A 23,172-nucleotide genomic window follows, 5' to 3' on the forward strand; every position below is an offset into this window, starting at 1 on the left:
CTCCGAACAAGATACTCAGCCTAACACTCAATACACACAAGCTGGCTCTACACAGACTGATTCTACTCACATGACTACCAAAGATAGCGCCTTATTTGAAAGTGATTACCTCTTCCCTAACCCCGAAACCGTCGATCCAGATGGGGTGGGCTTAGTCGGTATGGGTGGTGATTTAGCACCACAAACCTTATTGTCTGCCTACTCTCAAGGACTGTTTCCTTGGTTTAATGAAGATGAGCCGATTGCTTGGTGGTGCCCTGAGCCGCGCTGCGTACTAGACCCCATAACCTTTAAACCCAGTAAATCATTGAAACGTTTGGTCAAATCTAGCAACTGGCATTGGACCGTTAATCACGCCTTCGAAGACGTTATCCATGCTTGTAGCCTGCCGCGCAGCTATACGGATGACACTTGGATTCATGATGAGATGATAGAGGCTTATACTCAGCTGCATAAGCTTGGTTACGCCCATAGCATTGAAGTCTGGGATAATGAGATGTTAATTGGCGGTTTGTATGGTCTGAAAATCGGGCAAATCTACTTTGGAGAATCTATGTTCCATACTCAAAGTAACGCCTCAAAAGTCGCCTTTTGGGCACTAAATCGGTTCTGCCAACAGACCGATGTCCAATTAATCGACTGTCAATTACCTAATCCGCATTTAGAAAGCTTGGGTGCTAAGATTATGCCGCGTAATGTGTTTTTACAGACTTTAGCCGATTTGGTTACTAAAAATAGTATTTCTTGGTATGACTTTGCCGATAATAAAAACCCCGTTCAGGATTTAGTATATAACACCGCTATAGAGTCAACCTTATCTAGTGGAGACAGTCAATGAGCCGCGCTCACCAGCCCAATCAACCGCGTCACTCTAGTGAAGACACCGAGAAAACATATACCCTACGCCTATCACCGCCAAGCTTATGCAGCTATCTACCTGAACGCGCCTCTCAATTGGCATTTATATTAATCGATGCTGATGAGCGTATATCGCAGCCTTTGTATACCAGCTTAAGTCAGCAAGGCTTTAGACGCAGCGGTAATGCATTTTATAAGCCTAACTGCGGAAACTGTGTGCAATGTATCTCAAGCCGAGTTGTTGTCGATGAATTTAAGTTATCGCGTCGTTATCGTAGAGTACTTAATCGCAATAGCCAAGTGACACTAAGTATTAAGCCTGCTGCTACTGCCCATCAAGAACACTATAGCCTTTATCAGCGTTATATCAGTGCGCGTCATGCAGATGGAGATATGTATCCACCGAGTTTGCATACCTTTGAGCAGTTTTTGGTCGAAAGCCCAGCAGATACGGTATTTATGGAGTTTCGAGAGCCTAATAATAAGCTTATTGCTGTAGCTGTCACTGACAAATTAGAAGATGGGTTATCCTGCATCTATACCTTCTTTGACCCTGATCCTGCCTTTAACTCACGCAGTTTAGGTGTCTACAGCATATTAAAGCAAATCGAAACTGCCAAAAGTCTAGGACTTCCCTACGCTTATCTTGGTTTTTGGATACCAAGTGTTAAAAAGATGAATTATAAAACCGATTATTCGCCCATTGAGCTACTGATTCACAATCACTGGCTACGCTTTGATGAGCAACCAGATAGCGATGAGATTCTGCATACACTAATGAGCAAACCGGTTCAAACACTGTTTTAAGCCGCTGCTATTTTTATAGTGAACCTTACTATCTGTGCCCTATGCGATTTATTCAGCCGTGGAATAGCTGTACTCCATAATCAATGCATCACAGCGCTGAGTGGCCCCTTGCTCATCCACTGTAGCGTAATAGCCCTTTCTAGTATGAATAATCTCAAACCCCATCTTTTTATACAGCGAAATGGCCGCATGATTGCCTTCTCTAACTTCAAGCAACATTCTATCCAAACCTTTATTAGGCATGTGCTTTATTAGCGGTCTTAATAAACGCGTGGCCAGCCCCTGACGCTGGTATTCTGGGTGTGTACCAATTCTTAGTATTTCTGCTGTTTCAAAAACAGTGCTATATATACAATAAGCGACTACTTTGGCCTCATTTTCATCCCCAAGCTTCGCTTTTAAGTTACCCTCAATGACTGCCCAGCACTGGTTGCTTTGTTGACTCAGCAGAGAAGCTATTGCCTCTTTAGACCATGCGTCATGGGGCTGAATCAATGCTTCTATATTAGCGATTTGGCGAACTAAATCTATATCATAACTAGCATCTGTGACAGAACAAATATCATATTCGGTACTCTCCTTCACACTTAGCCTCCGCATCATTTGCCTAATTATCTATAAAATATATGCCAAAAAAATACAAACACCAACAAAAAAACCTTCAGCATTATGCTGAAGGTTTTTTAACTTGTCTATTCTTCTTATGAATCAATGATACTGATTCTTAAAGATAGAACGATTACAGCTTGCTGGTTAATTCTGGAAGTGCTGTGAATAAGTCAGCTTCTAAGAAGTAATCAGCGACGCTAGCAATTGGAGCTTCTGGGTCATTGTTGATAGCAACGATCACTTTAGAGTCTTTCATACCTGCTAAATGCTGGATTGCACCAGAGATACCGGCAGCGATGTATAAGTTAGGAGCAACAATTTTGCCTGTTTGACCAACTTGCATATCATTAGGTACATAGCCTGCGTCAACCGCAGCACGTGATGCACCGATAGCAGCGCCTAGCTTGTCTGCTAGTGGCTCAATGTATGTAGTGAAGTTTTCACCGTTTGCTAATGCACGGCCACCAGAGATAACGATTTCAGCAGACGTTAGTTCTGGACGGTCAGATTTAGCAAGCTCTTCACTAACGAAGCTTGATTTACCAGCGTCTTGAGTATCGTCACGCTCTTCAACTGATGCAGAACCGCCTTCAGCAGCTGCTGGATCAAAAGCAGTAGTACGTACAGTTACTAATACTTTGTCTTCAGAGGTTTTAACAGTTGCTAGTGCGTTACCCGCATAGATAGGACGCTCAAAAGTGTTAGCGTCAACAACTTTCATGATGTCAGTAATCATGCTAACGTCTAATAAAGCAGCAACACGTGGCATGAAGTTTTTGCCGTTAGTCGTTGCTGGAGCAACGATATGGCTATAGTCGCCGGCTAAATCTTTAACCAATAGTGCAACGTTTTCCGCCAATTGATATTCGTATGCTGGGCTGTCTACACAAATAACTTTGCTAACACCCGCTACTTTAGAAGCTTGCTCTGCTACTGGTTTGCAGCCAGAACCTGCTACTAATATGTGGATATCATCACCCATCTGTGACGCAGCGGTAACCGTGCTTAGAGTCGCCTTTTTTAATTCAGCGTTATCATGTTCTGCATATACTAAAATTGCCATGAGAATATTATCCTTTCAAATAATGGTATGAGATTGTGATTTGGTAACTTTGGTCTCTGTTAGCTAAGTTGGGCTTGTTGTTCTTATTAAGCCGCTCTTAAAGTAAATCTTATTACATAGACAGTCTTATTAAACCCAACCGCTAACCAGTTAATGCTCGATACTAATTAAATAATAAAGCAGTTATTTTTATAATTAAATAACTTTCGCTTCATTTTTAAGTTTGTCGATTAGCTCATCAACTGAACCTACTTTAACACCCGCTGAACGCTCAGGTGGTGGCGTTACTTTCAGAATCTCTTGCTTAGATGCCATTTCTACACCGAAATCCGCTGGTGTTTTCTCATCAAGAGGCTTCTTCTTAGCTTTCATGATGTTTGGTAGTTTTGCATAACGTGGTTCGTTCAAGCGAAGGTCAGTAGTGATTACCGCTGGTAGAGGTAATGCAACTGTTTGTAGACCGCCATCGATTTCACGAGTAACGTTAACAGTATTGCCTTCAACTTTTACTTCTGATGCGAATGTACCTTGGCCAATACCCATTAATGCTGCAAGCATCTGACCAGTTTGGTTGTTATCATCATCAATGGCTTGTTTACCAAGTAGGATAATGTCAGTACCTTCTTGCTCAGCAATACCTTTAAGGATTTTAGCTACTTGTAAAGGGTATGGCTTTTCATCAGTTTGTACTAGAACACCACGGTCAGCACCCAATGCTAGGGCTGCACGGATTTGTTCTTGTGCTTCTTTAGGACCGATAGAAGCAATGATAACTTCATCTACTACGCCCGCTTCTTTTAAACGAACAGCTTCTTCAACCGCAATCTCACAGAATGGGTTAATTGACATCTTAGTGTTACTAAGATCTACGCCAGAATTATCAGCTTTAACGCGTACTTTTACGTTATAGTCAATCACACGCTTTACAGCGACTAATGCTTTCATACGTTCCTCGTTTATTAATGTTATGAATTATTAAAATAACCATTACGTGGCAAGTGCTCAATTTATATTACATAGCACCAATGTAAGTAACTCTTGTATATATTAGCCAGTATAGCAGCTAAGATGTATAACAATTTGTAGGGATTTAATTAACACAGTAATACTATGATAACCGCCCTATTTACTTAGATTACTTAAACTTATACCAACCAATTTTTTGGTTTTGATGCAGTATAAATAAAGATAAATTATCAAACGGTATTATATTGCGTTAGCAACCTATTAAGGTCAAGCCGTGGGCGTGAATAAAGGGTCATAAATTTATTATCAATGAACCCTTGATGATTAAAGCACCCTATTTAAGCTAAAATCTGAACGAAAAAAAGACAACCCAATGGGTTGCCTTCTTCAAGCATCATCACCTTTATAGATAATTAATGCTTAATTTTGTAGGACTAGCCTACAAAGAATTATTCAGCTGATTCGATTTGTTCAGCTTGTGGACCTTTTTGGCCTTGGCCTAATACGAAAGTAACTTTTTGACCTTCGGCTAGAGTTTTGAAACCACTGCCTTGGATAGCACTGTAATGAGCAAATACGTCTTGACCGCCATCGTCTTGTGCGATGAAACCAAAACCTTTAGCTTCGTTGAACCACTTAACAGTACCTTGTACACGTTCTGACATAACTTTTCCTAATATAAAATTGATTTAACTATAGTCATGATGCCTTCCTTACTCAACCACAGGGGATTGGGTAAATAGAAGCGTAAAATCGAGCATTATCGATTAGAATGTTGACTAATCTTCACTCTAATAAATAAATACTTCTCTACACATCTACATTTGAATGCAGTCATGTTTGAATATCTAGCTGTGCTATTCATTCAAAAAGTAACTTACTTACTAAATAGTAGTATAACAGTTTTAACTCGGTTGTCCTAATTATATTATAGCTTTTGGTTACTTTGATGTAATCAATGTCTCTTTAATATAGCTTTTGATGACTGATTCTTATCTATTAGGAACATTAACAAACATTAATCGACTCTTAAGCGGCTTGAGGCAGTGGTAACCATGGCATCACTAGCACCAATAGACATAAAGAGAAGAAAATTAGGGCAAAAGACTGACTATACGCCACGTAAGATTTGGGGATAACCAACTTGTCAGGCGATTCTGGCATACCACTGCGTTTTAACAAGCGGCTGCCGTATATCCAGCCTGCTAGGGTATAAATACAATAAGCGACCGGCACTGCCATGGCAATAGATTGCAAATCAGCAAAATAAATAGCCGCTGTCGAGACTAGCGCCCATAGCGTATCGATAGCAGAGCTGACATGAAAAAATTTAGACTGCGGCAATTTACCTTGGGTCTTCTTTAGCATTTGCCCTTCGATATAAATTAATACTGCCACCACGGCACTGCTTAACACATAAAAGGTCTGTATATTGATATCGGCGAACCACTGGGTATCCATTATATAACTCGTATCCTTTTTAAGACTCAATCATCATCGGTTTATAGTACGCGACTCTTCTCGCATCAAATCAGTATACCACTTCAGATAATGGTGACTAAATAGAACCTGCTAATCAACAATATCTATCACTGAGTTTAGGTATTCTTATAGCGCATCCCTACGCCAATACGCTCATTATTCATACGCATAAAAGCACTGGCATAAAAAAGCCCACATGCTAAGTAACATATGGGCCTATGCTGAGTATAAAACGGCTATCTCAACAAACTGATTTTGATATTAAAGAGTCAAAATTAGTTTTTCTCTTTATCGATAATCTTGTTACCACCAATCCAAGGCATCATTGAACGAAGCTTAGCACCAGTTTTCTCAATTTCATGCTCAGCGTTGTTGCGACGACGTGCAGTCATTGAAGGATAGTTAGTCGCGCCTTCAGTGATGAACATCTTCGCGTATTCACCAGACTGAATGCGTTTTAGTGCATTGCGCATCGCTTCACGAGACTGCTCATTGATTACTTCTGGACCAGTCACATATTCGCCGTATTCAGCGTTGTTACTGATTGAGTAGTTCATATCAGCGATACCGCCTTCATACATCAAGTCTACGATAAGCTTAAGCTCGTGTAAGCACTCAAAGTAAGCCATTTCTGGAGCGTAACCTGCTTCAGTTAGGGTTTCAAAACCCATTTTAACAAGTTCTACTGCACCACCGCAAAGTACTGCTTGCTCACCGAATAAGTCAGTTTCAGTTTCATCTTTGAACGTGGTTTCGATAATACCTGAACGGCCACCACCAACGCCGGCTGCGTATGATAGAGCAACTTGCTTCGCTTGACCTGACGCATCTTGATAGATAGCAATTAGATCTGGAATACCGCCGCCTTTAGTAAATTCAGAACGTACTGTGTGACCTGGTGCTTTAGGCGCAACCATAATAACGTCTAAGTCTTTGCGTGGTACAACTTGGTTGTAGTGAATCGCAAAACCATGAGCAAAAGCTAAAGTCGCACCTTCTTTGATGTTTGGCTCAATCACGTCTTCATATAACGCTTTTTGGAACTCATCTGGCGTTAAGATCATGACCACGTCAGCCGCTTGAACCGCATCAGCTACTTCAGCAACTTTAAGACCAGCGTTTTCCGCTTTTTTCCAAGAGCCAGAGCTTGCGCGTAGACCAACAGTTACGTCCACACCTGAATCTTGTAGGTTAAGCGCGTGTGCGTGGCCTTGTGAACCATAACCGATAATGGCTACTTTTTTGCCTTGGATAATTGATAAGTCACAATCTTTGTCATAATAAACGTTCATAAATTCGTCCTTTTTAGTATTTCTGATTAATAAATAAGGGTTGGGTTGCAACCTTTTACTGTTATAAAAATTTAGGTATAAGCGTATCGCTTACCCCAACTAGAATCACCCTAACTAAATGCTAAGCGTGCGCTCACCACGTAAGATACCGATGACCCCTGAGCGTACTACTTCCAAAATACGATCACGGCCAATCACTTCGATAAATCCGTCAAGCTTTGCTTCATCACCGACAATCTGAATAGTGTAAAGATTGGAGGTTACATCCACAATTTGAGCACGGAAAATATCTGCACTGCGTTTGACTTCATCACGAGCACTGCCAGTGGCACGTACTTTAATCAGCATCAGCTCACGCTCAACATGGTCGTTGTCTGTCAAGTTAATGACTTTAACCACTTCGATTAATTTATGCAAATGCTTAGTAATTTGCTCAATTTTCTCAACGCTGGCATTGGTGGTTAGCGTTAAGCGTGAAATAGTGTGATCTTCAGTTGGCGCCACGTTTAAGGTTTCGATGTTGTAGCCGCGCTGTGAAAACAATCCAACAAGGCGTGAAAGCGACCCAGCTTCGTTTTCCATAAGTACAGAGATTAGATGTTGTTGCATTAGGTACGCTCCCCCTTCGATAACCACATATCACGCATAGATTGACCAGCAACCTGCATTGGATAAACATGTTCATGACGGTCAACATACACATCAATAAAGACCAGTTTATCTTTCATTGCAAGTGCTTCTGCTAACTGCTCATCAAGCTTTTCAGGATCCGTGATTTTAACGCCCACGTGACCATAGCTTTCGGCAAGCTTAACAAAGTCAGGTAACGACTCCATATACGATGACGCATGGCGACCTTCATACAACATATCTTGCCACTGCTTCACCATGCCCAACTGAGCATTGTTTAAGCATAAAATCTTAACCGGTAGACCGTACTGGAAGCAGGTCGATAGCTCTTGGATATTCATCTGAATAGAGCCTTCACCGGTGATACAAACCACATCACGCTCAGGCTCAACCAACTTGGCTGCCATCGCATAAGGTAGACCAACACCCATGGTGCCAAGACCGCCAGAGTTTAACCATTGACGCGGCTCATCATATTTGTAATACAGAGCAGCAAACATCTGATGCTGACCCACATCACTGGTGATAATCGCTTTACCCTCGGTTAATTCATATAGTTTTTCAACCACCGATTGCGGCTTCATGCCATGTTCGGTACTGGTGTCATAAAGCAGACCATGACGCTTACGCCATTCATTAATCTGTGACCACCAATCCAATAAAGCGCGCTGATCTAACTGTTTATCATCACCCTCTAATAGCTCAAGCATATCGTTCAATACTGACTTCACGTCACCCACGATAGGGATATCGGCCATGATGGTCTTTGAAATAGAGGCCGGATCGATATCGATATGAATAATGGTCGCGCTTGGGCAGAACTTCTGAACATTGTTGGTCACACGATCATCAAAACGTGCGCCGACCGCAATAATCAAGTCCGCATGATGCATTGACATGTTGGCTTCATAAGTACCATGCATACCAAGCATACCTAGGAACTGACGGTCAGAGCCTGGGAAACCGCCAAGACCCATTAAGGTATTAGTAACCGGTAAGTTTAATTTATGCGCAAGCTTAGTCAGCTCTTTATGAGCATTACCCAAAATCACACCGCCGCCTGCATACAAAACAGGACGCTGTGAAGATAACAAGGCTTCAACCGCCTTTTTAATCTGACCACTGTGGCCTTTGATAGAAGGCTGATATGAGCGGATATTTATCGACTCTGGATAGTGGTATTCAAACTTTTCATGGGGCGCCGTGGTGTCTTTAGGAATATCAATAACCACAGGGCCTGGGCGACCTGATTGAGCAATATAGAAGGCTTTTTTAATAATCTCTGGGATTTCACTGGCATGACGTACTTGGAAACTGTGCTTCACGATAGGTCGTGATACACCAACCATGTCGGTTTCTTGGAATGCATCATCACCGATAAGATACTTAGGTACCTGACCTGAGATCACCACCATCGGGATTGAATCCATAAAAGCAGTGGCAATTGCAGTCACAGTATTGGTTGCGCCTGGACCTGATGTTGCTAATACCACACCAGTTTTACCCGTTCTACGAGAATAAGCATCGGCCATATGACCCGCAGCTTGCTCGTGACGCACTAGCAAATGCTCAATGGTATCTTGCTTGAAGATAGCATCATAAATGTGCAATACCGCACCGCCTGGATAACCAAAAATATACTCGACGCCTTCATCAATTAAAGACTGGATCAGCATTTCACCGCCAGAGAGCATAATAGGCTTATCCCCATTTTCTAGAAGTTCACGCTTTTTACCAAAATTAATGGCGGCGTGCGCTGTTTGAGTGTGCCCTGTCATGTTCGGGCTTTGGGTTGTTTGAGTCACTGTCATCACCTTTTTTATTGCGGGATGTGGTTATGGCTCTTATCACCTCTACCATTAATTAAGAATTTTGGCAAAAGCAGTATAGAACAATAATAAGCTAAATAATTTGGATTACGCCATACCCTGTTCAGATATCAAGCCATATTTAATAAGAGTTGCCAGTCAGCTTACCATGATTTAATCAGTTCACTAACACTTAAAATGGCAGTCAATTTGTTATTTTAAGCTTTTTTTATAAGTCACATCTATATAATTAAATAACCAGACAGACATGACAAAAAATACCAACAGGCATTAGCCATGTGATATAAGCACTTAAAGGTAACAGTAGGATGACCGGTGGGCTTAAATGCAGCCCCTTGCAGGATTTGCAAGATAGGAAGAGTATTTAACCATAGGGAGGAATTCTGTTATTCAAACTTCAAAGAACAGGTAGTGGATACCCCTATCAATAAATATAGTATAAAAACTTATACCAATTAACCTGACTATCATTCTATTTAAACTGCTAAATTTAGCAGATCAAACACCTTATAACCATCAGATTAATCACTTAGTCACTGTAGACCGATAAGTCCTTGAGTTAAGCCAGCGGTAATCCTCACACTGTCTAACTCATCACATTAAAAGTAGCCAGCCTCGGGCGGACGGTAATCCTGCCGTAATTGCTACTTTAAAGTTAACTGACTCGGTAGAGTACGTTAACTGACTAATCAAACTACTATAATCCAATGTTTTACAGGTCATGTCAACCAAATAAAATGAATAAGATACCTTACTAATTTTAATCAGTTAAAAAATAAGGGAAAGTATGGGTTATATAATGCCAATACGCGCCCTTGATAACGACTTAATGCTTGCCTAGTTTTACCTGACTCTTAACTAGTCCCGACCCAATTTTCAATAATGGCTTAGGCTAATAGTTAAGACTAATTACTGACGCACTAAGCGGCTCGGCGCTGGTAGTAGGCTGTCATCACTAACACGGCAAGGATTAATATCAATACCACCTCGCCGGGTGTACCATGCACGTACCATTAGCTTAGATGGCTTGAAGTATTGACTGATATCGGTAAATATCTGCTCAACACATTGCTCATGAAAGCCATTATGCTGACGGAAGCTTAAAATATAGGTCAATAAATTAGCTTCATTGACTGGCACATTTGTGGTCATCTCAATAGATAAAGTACCCCAATCTGGTTGATTGGTAACTGGGCAATTACTGCGTAATAGATTGGAATACAGCTGATAGTCTTGCTCTATATTATTAGTGGCATCCGAATCACCTTGACCTTGCGCTAGCAAACTGGCATCAGGGTGCTCGACTGGCGCCACTTTAATGCCTGAGCTCTGTAACGCCTGATCAATACATAGACCTTGTGGATGTGAAATCATAAAACCTGACTCAGCAGCAGCGCCTGAACTAATCGCATCTAAATCAAACAGCTCAACGCTGACCTCAGCGCCCACACAAGCTGATAAATCCTTGTTAATGGTCTGCTCAACAGCTTGCTTGCTCTCAAACTCGGTAAAATTCAAGCTATTTAAATACAGCTTCAGAGATTTTGACTCAACAATATTTGATGAGCTTGCTGGCACAGAAAAACGAGCAATCGCCATTTGTGAAATGCCTTGTGGATTTAACCAAGACACCTCAAACGCGTGCCACCAATCCACACCGATCTGAAGCTTCTCGTCCTGCCAGCCAATGGCATCACGTCCTAATTGACGCGGAAGCGCATACAAGGTATCAGGTTGGTAGGTTTTTGGATAACTGGTAGTCTCGCCTAATACACCGTGAATACTCATAATCTCTTACCTCATTTATCGTAAAGCGCTCATGCTACGGCTTTAGCTTATTTTGTTGCTGTGTTTTAATTCTATGGCTTAAAGATGCCTAAACTATTGACCTTAATCTATTACAGTCTTAGACGTGAGCCATTTTGTAGTAAGCGATAAGCAATACTGTAGAAAATTACACAAAAAACAAATATCGCCACCATCGAATACCAGACGTTCACGTCCGAATATCCCAAAATACCGTAACGGAACGAGTTAACCATATATACGATAGGATTCAATAACGATACGTTTTGCCAAAATGGTGATAGGTTTTCGAGCGAATAAAACACGCCGCCCAAATACGTCAGCGGTGTTAACACAAAGCTTGGAATAATCGAGATATCATCAAATGAGCGCGCGAATACCGCATTAATAAAACCGCCCAATGAAAATAAAATAGATGTACCCAATACCGTGAATAACATCACAAAAAAGTGAGCAATACCTAAGCTGGTAAAGAACTGCGCTACTATCGAGACGATAACTGCAATCATCAGCCCGCGGAACACGCCACCACTAATATAACCAAGCAAGATAGAATGCTTAGAGACTGGCGATACTAAAAGCTCTTCAATACTTGAGGTAAATTTAGCACTAAAGAAGCTTGAGACCACGTTCGAATAGCTGTTGGTAATGACCGACATCATAATCAAACCTGGCACAATAAACTGCATATAAGGCACGCCGCCCATCTCGCCCACACGCGAGCCTATCATCTTACCGAAGATGACAAAATAAAGGCTCATAGTAATCACCGGTGGCAGTAAGGTCTGCGGCCAGATACGTAAGATACGGCGTATCTCTTTAATTAAAATGGTGCGAAACGCAATCCACTTTTGCGCCAAGGTCAGGCCATCGTGATGAGAAACTGGTCGATTGCTTTGTTCGTTTAGATATGTACTCATAAGCCAGCCTCCTTCATTGTATTTTTGGTCTCTATACCCTGCTCCACTAAGCGCATAAACAGCTCTTCTAGGCGGTTAGCTTTGTTGCGCATACTAGAGACCTCAATGCCTTGCTTGCTTAACTGCTCAAACACGCCATTGAGCGACTCGCCTTCAGTTAATGTAATCTCTAGCGTCTGATTATCAGGCTGTGATACTGAGGTCACACCTGTAATCTGTAGCGGACCATCCACCGGCTGCTCTAAATCAAACACAAATGTTTCTATAGACAACTGCGCCAACAGCTCTTTCATTTCAGTATTAATGCGAATTTCGCCATGATCCAAAATGGCGATATAGCGGCACAACTGCTCTGCTTCTTCTAGATAGTGAGTTGTCAGAATAATGGTGGTGTTCTCTTCCTCATTAATCTGCTGCATAAACTCCCACATCGAGCGGCGCAGCTCAATATCGACCCCTGCCGTTGGCTCATCTAATATCAATAATCTTGGCTTATGAATCAGCGCCCTTGCAATCATCAGGCGGCGCTTCATACCACCGGACAGCTCTCGTGCCTTATTATTACGCTTATCCCAAAGACCCAGCGCAGTCAGTAGCTTTTTGGCACGTGGTTTAGAGTCTTTTTCTGGAATACCAAAATAACCAGCTTGAGTGATTAAAATGTCTAGCACCTTTTCAAACTGGTTAAAATTAAACTCTTGCGGCACAATACCTAGATACTGCTTGGCAATAGAGGGGTTGGCTAATAAGTCGGTGCCAAAAATTTGTACACTGCCCTCTGTTGGTTTAAATAAGGAGCTGATAATACCAATCATGGTGGATTTACCGGCACCATTTGGTCCAAGTAAAGCGAAAAATCCGCCTTGAGGAACAGTCAGATTGACATTTTTTAAGGCAGCAAACCCATTATTATAGACTTTAGAGAGATTTTCGATGTGTAACGCAGGCGTTGTATTTGTCATAAAATCACATTTTATTAACGTGAAAGCAGCGCCAATCCCATTACTTGTAGGTAATGAGTAGACGTCGGCTCCAGTGGCTGTTTATATTACAGAAATCTGACTCCTTATATGGCGACAAAATCTGATAATTAAACCCAGACAATTCTAGCGACAATAAATCAGTTAACTGATTGGCTTTAATTGTTGGCTTGATAACTGAACTGTTTAAGCGTAGTGGCTTATCAGCGCAGGTTAATAGTTAAAATAAAACAACAAAAAACGCTCACCTTGCGGTAAGCGTCTTTTCTTTGAGAGTATCTAATTAACTAAGTAAAGCGTTTGGTTAGCTAAAGTCAGATTAGCTAGATTGCTCTACCATGTAATCAACAGCGTTGTGTACTTCTTCATCAGGGATATCAGCACCACCTTTTGCAGGCATTGCATTAAAACCGTTAATAGCATGGTTATATAAGGTCTCTTTACCTTTACCGATACGAGCACCCCATGCGCCAGCGTCACCCACTGTTGGTGCGCCTAATAGACCAGAGGCATGGCAAGTATGACAAATCGCATCATAAACTGCTTTACCATCACGTGGCTCACCATCAGCTGAAGCGCCAGATGCAGTCAATGTAATATCACACTCTTCGCCGTCAAAACAAACCTGCCCGTAAGGCTGAATACGCTGAACCAGCTTAGGGTATAAAGCGATAAGCTTCTGAACTTGCGGCGTGTCTTGTGGAATAGGCTCTTCTTCTGCAGCAGGTGCGGCGGCTGTTTCAGCCTCTTCACCTTCGGCACCGTCTTCAGCGCCGTCTTCTGTAGCAGCATCTTCATCAGTGGCTGCCTCGCCGGTGGCAGCGTCATCACTTGTGGCAGCTATTTGTTCTACAGCATCGCCTTCAGCGGCTGCATCAATGACGTCTTCGGCTTGGCTAAAAGAAATGCTTGATAGACCAAGGATGGCGGCAGCGGATAACATCACGATTTTTTTCATGCGTCACAATCTCTTATTAGAGCGACGTACCCAGGCTTCTATGGCGTAATAATGGCTAAGAAGGCTTAAGCCGTCGTGTATGATTGATTGAATTGTTCTAATTTAGCAATATAAAATTAGTAGGAAATTCTTTTCCCTGATATTATAGGGGAAAACAGGGACTAAAAGCCATGCTTGAATAGTGACTATTACGACAAATGACCTGTTTTTACCTATTTATTGCAATTTTATGTCGGTTAATAAACAGTAATGTATCAAATTACAGCCGCCTATGCCATTTATTAAAGTCAATAGCATTGGTTTTTTTGGTGGATTTTGCTAGACTAGCGGGCTTGAACCATCGCTAACCGTCTATCTAAATCTAGGCAGCTACACGGGATGGTTCGTGTGATTTAACCGTTCATTATATGCGCTTGTAGCTCAGTTGGATAGAGTATCGGTTTCCGAAGCCGAGGGTCGTGGGTTCGATTCCCGCCAAGCGCACCACTATTTCTTGGCTCTATAAAAGTATTAATGCTTTACTTCGCACCCACCCTCTTTGCGACCATCAGACAGCCCACACTAAGAATAGCCCAAAGCTTCTTTTTATAAGATAGGCGCTTAATGCCACGTGCCGCTTTACTAAGCACTTTGTCTTGCAATAGTTGCTTTACAAATCCAGCCACTCGCTGCGCCTTTGCTCGTTTTTGAGATACAGCCATTACAGAATACTGTTTATTTGCTGACTGGCTATCATCTGAACGCTGCCTTTTCGAATCATAGCTGAGTACTTTGGCAGGCTGACCGGGTGCAGGGGTCGATGCACTACTTAAACCAGAATCAGACTCCTGACCTAGCTCAGATTCAACCGATGCACTTACATGAGCATTCGATTCTTCTTTTGAGTCATCAGGTGCTTGTACGGATTGCTGCTCAAGATATCGATCTTCGGCTTTTTGCCAGTTATCTAGATACAGATGATTTAAAGTCGTATGCTGCTGTGGTTCGCCATAATATTGTACTAAAAGCTTCGCATCGGTTTTATTAAGCAGCTTAAGCTCCTTATAGCCAAGCTTGTCATAATCAATTTCTAGACTCGCAACATTACCACCTGGAATGGTATCGAAGACTTTAAATCCTGTCTCGCCTGTTCGCTGTGACTGCTTTGGACAATAGGAATCCCAAGCCGCTAGTTTATAGAGGGCTTGCAGCTCTGGCTCAAAATCGACATTGTCTTTCTTTTTATCACGGATAATTGCACGTAATGCCAAAATAGACTCTTTAAATCCTAGTGGCCAAGGTAAAAACTCTTGTGCGGCCTCAAAACGCATGGCAGGATCATCTCTGTACTGCTTGATATAATTTGACCAAGATAAGAAACCTGTATCAGGTCTGTTCTCATTTCTTGATTTAACGTCCTGAAAAGTAGTTTCATCTTGCCACTGCATAATAAATCCATTTGTTTGATAATAAAGAAAAAGTCGAGTTTCAAACGCCCTGCTGTCACAATCAGCATCAATCCATCAATAAGAGCGTATATAAAGACGTACACATAACAGAGCCATTAACAATAACAATTACAATTACACTCTATTATTAATCCTGAATCTAGCCACACATCTTTTATAAAGTCAAACCCACGCGAGTCAAGGCATGTGCAAATATTTTGAATAAAAGACTTATTTTATATACTTTTATTATACACCGCTTAACTCGATTCTTAATTCTTCCACGCTGGGTAATTGATGAAAGTTAATCACCGCCACATCACCAAGACGACGTCGACCCAGAGCGGCATTGGTATCCAAAGTGAGCATGGCTACTTTTCTGGCATTGCGCTCTAATATCAAATGATTCTCGCGTGCAATAGCCGTAAAGTCAGGAAAGTGCTTTGAGATACACTCTTTAAGCTTACTAATTTGACTGTTTGGTTTACCACTAAAGGCGCCAGGCTTACTGTTGAACTTCGGCTTTGCTGTGTCGGTTGCATTACGTCCTTTACCCAGTCTTGATGGCTTGCTACCTTTTTTGGCATCTGCTACCTTTGGCTTTTTGATAAAACCAATCATAAATAATACCAGTACACACAACACAACCGCTGCCAGCAGCACGGTGCCACTTATCGTCTGATTCATATATCCTCCTAGGCTTGATATTGTATTATGATACATAATCTATAATACTGATAGAGAGATTACGTCTGTTTAATCAATAAGACACTTTGCAAATAACAAGTATTGGACAATGCATGATGACTGATTTAAATGCTTTAGACTCTGCCATGACTCAGGCTATTGAGCTACTTAAAGATGCTGAACATATCTGTATCTTGACCGGTGCTGGCATCTCAGCTGAAAGCGACATTCCTACTTTTCGGGATAAGCAAACAGGGCTTTGGGAGAATTATCGTGCTGAGGATTTGGCAAGTATTGATGCGTTTGAGCGTGATCCAAAGATGGTTTGGTCTTGGTATCAATGGCGACGCGGCTTGGTCAAAGACAAACAGCCAAACCCTGCTCACCATGCATTAACGCAGCTGCAGCAATGGGCAGATAAGCAAGGTAAAACGCTGAGCCTTATTACCCAAAATGTTGATGATTTGCACGAGCAAGCTGGCAGTATGGCGACGCATTTGCATGGCCATCTATGGGAAAATAAATGCAGTCAGTGTGCGGCGGCGTATAACGAGGCCATCGACTATACGCAGCAGCAGTTATTACATTGCCCGCAGTGTGATGGTTATATTCGTCCTGATATTGTGTGGTTTGGAGAGATGTTGCCGCAAGGTGCATGGCAATATGCGGAGACGGCCGCAGCGACTTGTGATGTGTTTATCAGTATTGGCACCTCAAGTTTAGTCTATCCTGCAGCAGGATTGGCACAATTGGCCGAGCAAAACGGCGCACATATTATTGAGGTTAATTTAAATCCCACACAGTCCAGTTTCATTGATGTGGTATTAGAAGGGAAGGCCGGTGAACTATTACCCAAACTGGCTGATTCACTAATCAATTAAGGTATAATGGACAAAATTCAGGCTGACACCCCCTTTAAAGCTATATACTATAAGTATTTGCAAGGATTGAAAGCCATGAATCAAAAAACTGCCCTTTTTGTGGTGAAAAACACACGAAAAAGAATGGTTATAAATCAGGGAAACAGCAGTACAAATGCCTTGTTTGTAATCGGCAGTTTTTAGGTGGCAGGCGGCTCAATAATACAACTTTGTGGCAAGAATATACTCAAGGTAAACAGACTTATAAACAACTTGCTCATAAGTATGGCTGTAGCATAAAGACCATACAAAGGCGACTAGATACTATTGAGATAAAGTCACTTAATAAGCTACCTACTCGTGCCAACATAGTGATAGACACGACCTACTTTGGTAGAACATTTGGCTTAATGGTATTTCTCGACTATACAAGCAAAGCGGTATTACACCACCGTATTATTCACTATGAGACCAACGCTCTGTATAAACTGGGAATAGAGCATATAAAATCACAAGGCATTGATATCACTAGCATTACTTGCGATGGAAGACGAGGTCTTAATGCTTTGTTTAAAGATATACCAATACAAATGTGCCAGTTTCATCAGCTACAGATCATCACTCGATACTTAACTCGTAGGCCTCAAAATATCGCAAGTATTGCACTTAGACAGCTAGCTTTAAATATAAAGGATTATGATAAGACAACCTTCATTCAAGCTCTAGATAGTTGGTATTTGACTCATGAGGACTACTTAAATGAACGTAGTACCAATATAGATACTGGTAAGACTTGGTACACCCATAAGCGTCTTAGAAGTGCCTATAGAAGCTTGCGAGTAAATAGTGATTGGTTATTCACTTATAGAGAATTAGATGACTTAAACATTCCAAATACAACTAATTCTCTAGAAGGTTTGTTTAGCGAGTTAAAACGCCAATTAAGCAGTCATAATGGGCTCAATAAACAACGTAAGCTTAAGTTTATTAACAACTTTTTAATGACATACTCTGAAGGGTAGCCTGAATTTTGTCCATTAGAGACTAACCGCTCGTTTTTAGCCTGAATTTTGTCCATTACACCTCAATTAACTAAGTCTATTGTCTGTAGCAGACTACTAACTACTAAATACATGCTTAAGTCTATAATAAAAAAGCCAAACTCTTAAAGTTTGGCTTTTTTATTGACTTATATTTGATCAATAAGAATATGAGTGCGCTATTTTAAAAATACCACCGTATCAGACAGCTCGTTACCTTCTGGATCATGCTCCAGATAATAATGTTGACGCAGCAATTGTCCAATTTCATCTAATAAATCTGACAAGCTTTGCTCCATTTTACCTTTTGACATGCCAGCTAAGGCTTTATCACACATAGCACGCCAAACAGTATGGCTGACGTGTGAGTTAATACCGCGGTCAGCGACAATCTCAAGCGTATGTTCGCAAACGTTGACATAGACAAGTACGCCGGTATTCTCTTCGGTATCCCAAACACGGTAGGTACTGAATAAATCAATCGCCCGCTCACGGCTGCCCACATGGTAAGCAATATTAATCGGCAGATGGTTCTCAATCACTAAGAATACTTCACCGCGATGCCCCTTCTCGGCCTCAGTAACCCTTTGAGTCAAGCGGTCGGTCACTGCATCGTTTAGCCAACGATTGTGCAAAATAGGAATAAAAATAGCCTGACGCCACAATCTAGCAAAGCTAGGCTGGCTGCTATTGGTATGACCCTCGGCAGTGTTTGGATGCTCAGGTATCATGTCAGGCTTCGCTTGGTGTTGCATAGATATCTTACCTCAAACCGTATACTTATATTAAAGATCAGCCCACTATCAACCGTCTACCAAGAGCCGCCAGCGCCGCCGCCACCGAAGCCGCCGCCCCCACCGCCGAAGCCGCCGCCGCCAAATCCACCACCACCGAAGCCGCCGCCTCCACCGCCTCCAAAGCCTCCACCAGGGAAGAAGACAACACCGCCACGACGTCCACCACGGCCGCCGCCCTTACCTTTACCGCCGCCACCGCCGCGTGAGATAAGGAACAGCCACAAGAATACTGCCATGAACAGCGTCATAATAAAGCTGCCACCGCTACCAAGTGATAATAAAACAAAACCACCGGTCGCAACTAGAGAGCCTAAGATACGCCCAAGCACCGCCGTGATAAACATACCAAAAATTAGCGCAATTAAGAAAGTTCCGAACAGTGACGGTGCTTCTGCATCGGCCGACTGATTTTGGCTACGTTTCTCAGCAGCGGCATCAGACTGAGCAAGGATATCAGGGTCAGCGACCAAACGCTCCTCAATACGATTGATACCTTTAATTAAGCCGCCGGCGTAATCGCCTTGCTTGAATGACGGCATAATTTCGGTATCGATAATACGGTTTAATACCGCATCAGGTAGCACGCCCTCTAGGCCGTAACCTGAGAGAATATACATATTGCGGTCATTCACGGCGACTAAAATGAGCAAACCATCATCGGTATCCGCCTCACCTAGCTCCCAACGCTCAGCAACCTCTAAGCTATACTGGAAAATATCCATACCATTGGTACTTGGTACCAATACCAGTGCTGCCTGTGCCAAGCCTTGGTCATAAATATGACGCAGCCTTTGGCTAAGCATTTGCTTTTCTTGTGGGGTTAATACATTGGCTTGGTCTACCACGGGCGAATTTAATATAAGCTTATCTGATTCAACCGCTTCCGCCGTAGATTGACGTGGCTGTGCGCTAGCAACTGAACCGGTTTGAGATTGGCCGTTCTGTGCTTCATCATCGGCACTGGCTTCACCAATATTCGGTAAATTATCACGAATTGCCTCATTACCTAAGACCGCATCACCTAAGACCGCATCGTTAATCGCTTCATTTTGCTGTCCGGCTTTGGCAATCGCTACCATATCTTCAACGCTCGAGTCGGTAAAGCGCTGCGCTGACTGAGTGGATGCTACACTGCTGGCCTCGTCGGTAGCCGCAAAGCTTATAGGCATGGCTAAAAGACTAGCCCCTATTATCGAAACTGCTGACAAGCTACGTTTTAAGTTTTGCATGTGCATCATCACCACTTATTCTGATTCACTTATGAAATAAAGGTCGCCTTAACCTGAACTGTTAAGGCGAACATACTAGGCTAATTAATCCATCACGGTTAGCGTCGTTAAGTTGTTGGTGTTAAAAAACTAGTCACCAAAGTTAACTTCTGGCGCCGTTGAAATCTTATCTTCGTTCTCAACGCTAAAGTTTGGCTTCGGATCTAGACCGAATACTTTGGCAGTAATATTTGTTGGGAACTGGCGTACCGAAGTGTTATAGCTCTGCACTTCTTGAATATAACGGTTACGCGCCACAGCAATACGATTTTCAGTACCCTCTAACTGCGCTTGTAAATCTTGGAACAAACGGTCTGATTTAAGTTCAGGATAACGCTCAGAGACTGCCATTAAGCGAGATAAAGCACCGGTCATTTCAGCCTGCGCTGCTTGATAGTTCTCCATCGCTTCTGGGTCATTTAACACCTCAGGCGTTAGCTGAATGCTGCCCGCTCTTGAGCGTGCTTCTGCCACTTGAGTGAACACATCTTGCTCTTGCTGAGCATACTGCTTCACAACCTGTACTAAGTTTGGTACCAAATCGTCACGGCGCTGATATTGGTTCACGACCTCTGACCAAGCAGCGGTCACTTGCTCATCTTGAGCTTGTAGGTTGTTGTAACCGCAGCCTGATAAACCGACTGTTGAGGTCGCTAAAACCATCGATAATAAAATAGGTTTCGCTATTGATTTGCGTGACATAGATATGTGCTCCAAGGTTCATAAAAAATATGACTATACAATTACGCCTATTTTTAACTGCTAATAACAAAGACCATAGGCGCCACAAGTCAACAAATTTAGAGTGATTAAAATTAAATGCTGAATGTCTGCAATTGTACTGGTGTATGAGGCTAAAGCATAATTAATACAATTTATTGTTACCTAATTACAACCAGAATAACAATAATAATTTAACTAAATTTTGTGATAAATGGGCTGCAATTACCCCTGCCTTAGGATTGATAATTAAAAAAATCATAAAAAATAATCTAGCAATTTATCTTTTTTTGTGGCAAATTGCAGTTACTAAGACATACGATTGTGTAACATTTAACTAAGCTGCATTACAGTTGAACTCTCGTAAAGTCTGTTCAGGTGTTTGTACTTATTTAATTGTCGCGGTCAGATTTGCTTGCATGCCTACCCATTAATTAAATAAGCACTGTACACAGCCTAAGATTTTAAGTGACATGTATTTAGTGACACAAAACAACAGGTAAACCGATTCAGTATTACTGAAAATCAGGAAAGTACACTATGGAAGGCATTGTTAGCGCTTTAAACAATATAATTTGGAGCCCTGCGCTTATTTATCTCTGCTTGGGCGCAGGTTTATTCTATTCAATTTTAACCCGTTTCGTTCAAGTTCGCCTATTTGGTGAAATGATCAGATTGCTATTTAAAGGCAAGCCAGATAATGATGGTATTTCGTCATTCCAGGCTCTAGCTGTTTCACTTGCCGGCCGTGTCGGTATGGGTAACATCGCTGGTGTTGCCGCTGCTATCGGCTTTGGTGGCCCTGGCGCTGTATTCTGGATGTGGATTGTGGCCTTCTTGGGCGCATCAACCGCCTATGTAGAATCAACACTGGGTCAGATTTATAAAGAACGTGACACCTTAACCGGCGAATACCGTGGTGGCCCTGCGTACTACTTCGAAAAAGCATTGGGTCAAAAATGGTACGGCATCTTATTTGCCATCTCATCCATTATCGCTTGTGGTGTCTTCTTACCCGGTGTACAGGCCAACGGTGTTGTTAACGCTGTAGCGCAGGTCGCAGGTGAAGGCTCAGTAATGAACTTCCTAGGCATGGACGTGGGTTCAACCCGTCTAATCGCTTTGGTTATCATTCTAGCGGTACTTGGCTTTATTATCTTTGGTGGTATTAAGCGTATTGCAAATTTCACTGAATATGCTGTTCCATTCATGGCACTGGGTTATATTATCCTAGCCCTACTGATCATGTTCACTAACTTTAGTAAAGTACCTGAAGTATTTGGTATGATTATTGGTGATGCCTTTACGGCTCAAGCAGGCTTTGGTGCAGCTATCGGTTGGGGTGTTAAACGTGGTGTTTACTCTAACGAAGCCGGTCAAGGTACAGGTCCTCACGCAGCAGCTGCTGCTGCCGTTGACCATCCTGCACAGCAGGGTTTAGTACAGGCATTCTCAGTATACGTTGATACGTTATTGGTTTGTTCTGCAACAGCATTCATGATTTTATCAACTGGCATGTACAACATTCAGGGTACACTGCCTGATGGTCAATTCATCGTGCAAAACGTTGCTGCTGATGTTGCTATTAGCTCACCATCGTTCACTCAGATGGCTATGGAATCAGTATACGGTACCTTCGGTGATTCGTTCATCGCTATCGCTGTATTCTTCTTCGCATTCACGACTATCTTGGCTTACTACTACATCGCTGAAGTGAACATTGCTTACCTAACCCGATTTATGGGCCGTAGTATTAGTAAAGTTGGTCTGTTTGCCGTTAAAGTGGTCATTATGATTATGGTTGCTTACGGCGCATTGAACAGCTCAGGTTATATCTGGGGCCTTGGCGACGTTGGTGTTGGTCTGATGGCATGGTTGAACATCGTTGGTATTATCATCGTATTCTTCGTGGCGCGTCCTGCACTTGATATCCTTAAAGACTACGAAGCTCAGCTTAAAGCGGGCGGCGGTACAACCGCTAAGCGGTTTGTGTTTGATCCTGCTAAGTTTGGCATTAAAGGCGCGACTTACTGGGAAGAGCGTCATCAAGACAGCTTAAAAGCTAAAAAAGATATTGATGTTAAATAGTTATTAACTAACCTCAATATCTATAAAAAACCGATAGCTTAGGCTATCGGTTTTTTTGTGCGTCATGATTAATAATGGTAGAGCA

Annotated in this window: 22 protein-coding genes and 1 tRNA gene; 6 read left to right on the forward strand and 17 right to left on the reverse strand. The window is 42.2% G+C overall.

Going from position 1 to position 23,172, the window contains the following annotated elements:
- The first annotated feature begins 70 nt into the window (after window positions 1–70).
- Entirely contained in the window at window positions 71–838 is a 768-nt protein-coding gene (gene aat / locus AC2SLO_RS10220; RefSeq protein WP_486543810.1) for a leucyl/phenylalanyl-tRNA--protein transferase, read from the forward strand.
- Complete coding sequence (locus AC2SLO_RS10225) at window positions 835–1,665, forward strand: arginyltransferase (RefSeq protein ID WP_486543795.1); 831 nt, start codon at window positions 835–837, stop codon at window positions 1,663–1,665. The genes aat and AC2SLO_RS10225 overlap by 4 nt, the downstream gene beginning before the upstream one ends.
- 48 nt (window positions 1,666–1,713) lie before the next feature.
- On the opposite strand, the gene rimI is transcribed toward AC2SLO_RS10225, so the two are convergent.
- From rimI to AC2SLO_RS10285, 12 genes are all read right to left on the reverse strand, one after another.
- Window positions 1,714–2,250, reverse strand: a complete 537-nt coding sequence (rimI, locus tag AC2SLO_RS10230) for a ribosomal protein S18-alanine N-acetyltransferase (protein ID WP_486543794.1) — start codon at window positions 2,248–2,250, stop codon at window positions 1,714–1,716.
- A 154-nt stretch (window positions 2,251–2,404) separates the two neighbouring features.
- Window positions 2,405–3,337 (reverse strand): electron transfer flavoprotein subunit alpha/FixB family protein, encoded by a 933-nt coding sequence (locus AC2SLO_RS10235; RefSeq protein ID WP_486543793.1) that lies wholly within the window; start codon window positions 3,335–3,337, stop codon window positions 2,405–2,407.
- A 195-nt stretch (window positions 3,338–3,532) separates the two neighbouring features.
- The gene (locus tag AC2SLO_RS10240; RefSeq protein ID WP_486543792.1) at window positions 3,533–4,282 is read right to left on the reverse strand and encodes an electron transfer flavoprotein subunit beta/FixA family protein; all 750 of its coding nucleotides are present in this window, start codon (window positions 4,280–4,282) and stop codon (window positions 3,533–3,535) included.
- A gap of 470 nt (window positions 4,283–4,752) precedes the next feature.
- Entirely contained in the window at window positions 4,753–4,968 is a 216-nt protein-coding gene (locus AC2SLO_RS10245) for a cold-shock protein (protein WP_007394029.1), read from the reverse strand.
- Between the two features lie 364 nt (window positions 4,969–5,332).
- Window positions 5,333–5,764: a hypothetical protein gene (locus tag AC2SLO_RS10250; protein ID WP_486543791.1), complete on the reverse strand. Its 432-nt coding sequence runs from the start codon at window positions 5,762–5,764 to the stop codon at window positions 5,333–5,335.
- A gap of 296 nt (window positions 5,765–6,060) precedes the next feature.
- Complete coding sequence (gene ilvC, locus AC2SLO_RS10255; protein WP_486543790.1) at window positions 6,061–7,077, reverse strand: ketol-acid reductoisomerase; 1,017 nt, start codon at window positions 7,075–7,077, stop codon at window positions 6,061–6,063.
- A 114-nt stretch (window positions 7,078–7,191) separates the two neighbouring features.
- Complete coding sequence (ilvN, locus tag AC2SLO_RS10260) at window positions 7,192–7,686, reverse strand: acetolactate synthase small subunit (RefSeq protein WP_486543789.1); 495 nt, start codon at window positions 7,684–7,686, stop codon at window positions 7,192–7,194.
- Complete coding sequence (locus tag AC2SLO_RS10265) at window positions 7,686–9,401, reverse strand: acetolactate synthase 3 large subunit (RefSeq protein ID WP_486543809.1); 1,716 nt, start codon at window positions 9,399–9,401, stop codon at window positions 7,686–7,688. Before AC2SLO_RS10265 ends, ilvN begins: the two co-directional genes overlap by 1 nt.
- 1,044 nt (window positions 9,402–10,445) lie before the next feature.
- Window positions 10,446–11,324: an NADPH-dependent 7-cyano-7-deazaguanine reductase QueF gene (gene queF, locus AC2SLO_RS10270; RefSeq protein ID WP_486543788.1), complete on the reverse strand. Its 879-nt coding sequence runs from the start codon at window positions 11,322–11,324 to the stop codon at window positions 10,446–10,448.
- 110 nt (window positions 11,325–11,434) lie between these two features.
- A complete protein-coding gene (locus AC2SLO_RS10275) occupies window positions 11,435–12,262 on the reverse strand; it encodes an ABC transporter permease (RefSeq protein ID WP_486543787.1) in 828 nt (275 codons plus the stop codon).
- Complete coding sequence (locus AC2SLO_RS10280) at window positions 12,259–13,224, reverse strand: ABC transporter ATP-binding protein (RefSeq protein WP_486543786.1); 966 nt, start codon at window positions 13,222–13,224, stop codon at window positions 12,259–12,261. Before AC2SLO_RS10280 ends, AC2SLO_RS10275 begins: the two co-directional genes overlap by 4 nt.
- Before the next feature lie 337 nt (window positions 13,225–13,561).
- Window positions 13,562–14,200, reverse strand: a complete 639-nt coding sequence (locus AC2SLO_RS10285) for a c-type cytochrome (RefSeq protein WP_486543785.1) — start codon at window positions 14,198–14,200, stop codon at window positions 13,562–13,564.
- A 409-nt stretch (window positions 14,201–14,609) separates the two neighbouring features.
- Here AC2SLO_RS10285 and AC2SLO_RS10290 point away from each other — a divergent pair.
- A tRNA-Arg gene (locus tag AC2SLO_RS10290) sits at window positions 14,610–14,686 on the forward strand.
- 32 nt (window positions 14,687–14,718) lie between these two features.
- Here AC2SLO_RS10290 and AC2SLO_RS10295 read toward each other — a convergent pair.
- Both AC2SLO_RS10295 and AC2SLO_RS10300 read right to left on the reverse strand, forming a co-directional pair.
- A complete protein-coding gene (locus AC2SLO_RS10295) occupies window positions 14,719–15,627 on the reverse strand; it encodes a hypothetical protein (protein WP_486543784.1) in 909 nt (302 codons plus the stop codon).
- 249 nt (window positions 15,628–15,876) lie between these two features.
- Window positions 15,877–16,314 (reverse strand): hypothetical protein, encoded by a 438-nt coding sequence (locus AC2SLO_RS10300; RefSeq protein ID WP_486543783.1) that lies wholly within the window; start codon window positions 16,312–16,314, stop codon window positions 15,877–15,879.
- A gap of 113 nt (window positions 16,315–16,427) precedes the next feature.
- Here AC2SLO_RS10300 and AC2SLO_RS10305 point away from each other — a divergent pair, with 113 nt between their 5' ends.
- Window positions 16,428–17,195 (forward strand): NAD-dependent deacylase, encoded by a 768-nt coding sequence (locus tag AC2SLO_RS10305; RefSeq protein ID WP_486543782.1) that lies wholly within the window; start codon window positions 16,428–16,430, stop codon window positions 17,193–17,195.
- Window positions 17,196–17,260: 65 nt separating this feature from the next.
- Complete coding sequence (locus AC2SLO_RS10310) at window positions 17,261–18,196, forward strand: IS256 family transposase, variant Zn-binding type (RefSeq protein ID WP_495637102.1); 936 nt, start codon at window positions 17,261–17,263, stop codon at window positions 18,194–18,196.
- Window positions 18,197–18,393: 197 nt separating this feature from the next.
- Here AC2SLO_RS10310 and AC2SLO_RS10315 read toward each other — a convergent pair whose 3' ends face one another.
- The 3 genes from AC2SLO_RS10315 to AC2SLO_RS10325 all read right to left on the reverse strand — a co-directional run bounded on the left by AC2SLO_RS10315 (window position 18,394) and on the right by AC2SLO_RS10325 (window position 20,981).
- Window positions 18,394–18,969: a TPM domain-containing protein gene (locus tag AC2SLO_RS10315; protein ID WP_486543446.1), complete on the reverse strand. Its 576-nt coding sequence runs from the start codon at window positions 18,967–18,969 to the stop codon at window positions 18,394–18,396.
- A gap of 56 nt (window positions 18,970–19,025) precedes the next feature.
- Window positions 19,026–20,240: a TPM domain-containing protein gene (locus tag AC2SLO_RS10320; protein WP_486543447.1), complete on the reverse strand. Its 1,215-nt coding sequence runs from the start codon at window positions 20,238–20,240 to the stop codon at window positions 19,026–19,028.
- A gap of 129 nt (window positions 20,241–20,369) precedes the next feature.
- Window positions 20,370–20,981: a LemA family protein gene (locus tag AC2SLO_RS10325; RefSeq protein WP_486543448.1), complete on the reverse strand. Its 612-nt coding sequence runs from the start codon at window positions 20,979–20,981 to the stop codon at window positions 20,370–20,372.
- A gap of 558 nt (window positions 20,982–21,539) precedes the next feature.
- On the opposite strand from AC2SLO_RS10325, the gene AC2SLO_RS10330 reads away from it, so the two are divergent.
- Complete coding sequence (locus AC2SLO_RS10330; protein ID WP_486543449.1) at window positions 21,540–23,087, forward strand: alanine/glycine:cation symporter family protein; 1,548 nt, start codon at window positions 21,540–21,542, stop codon at window positions 23,085–23,087.
- Window positions 23,088–23,172: the final 85 nt, after the last annotated feature.

It is taken from the genome of Psychrobacter sp. CX14 (genome assembly GCF_057396205.2).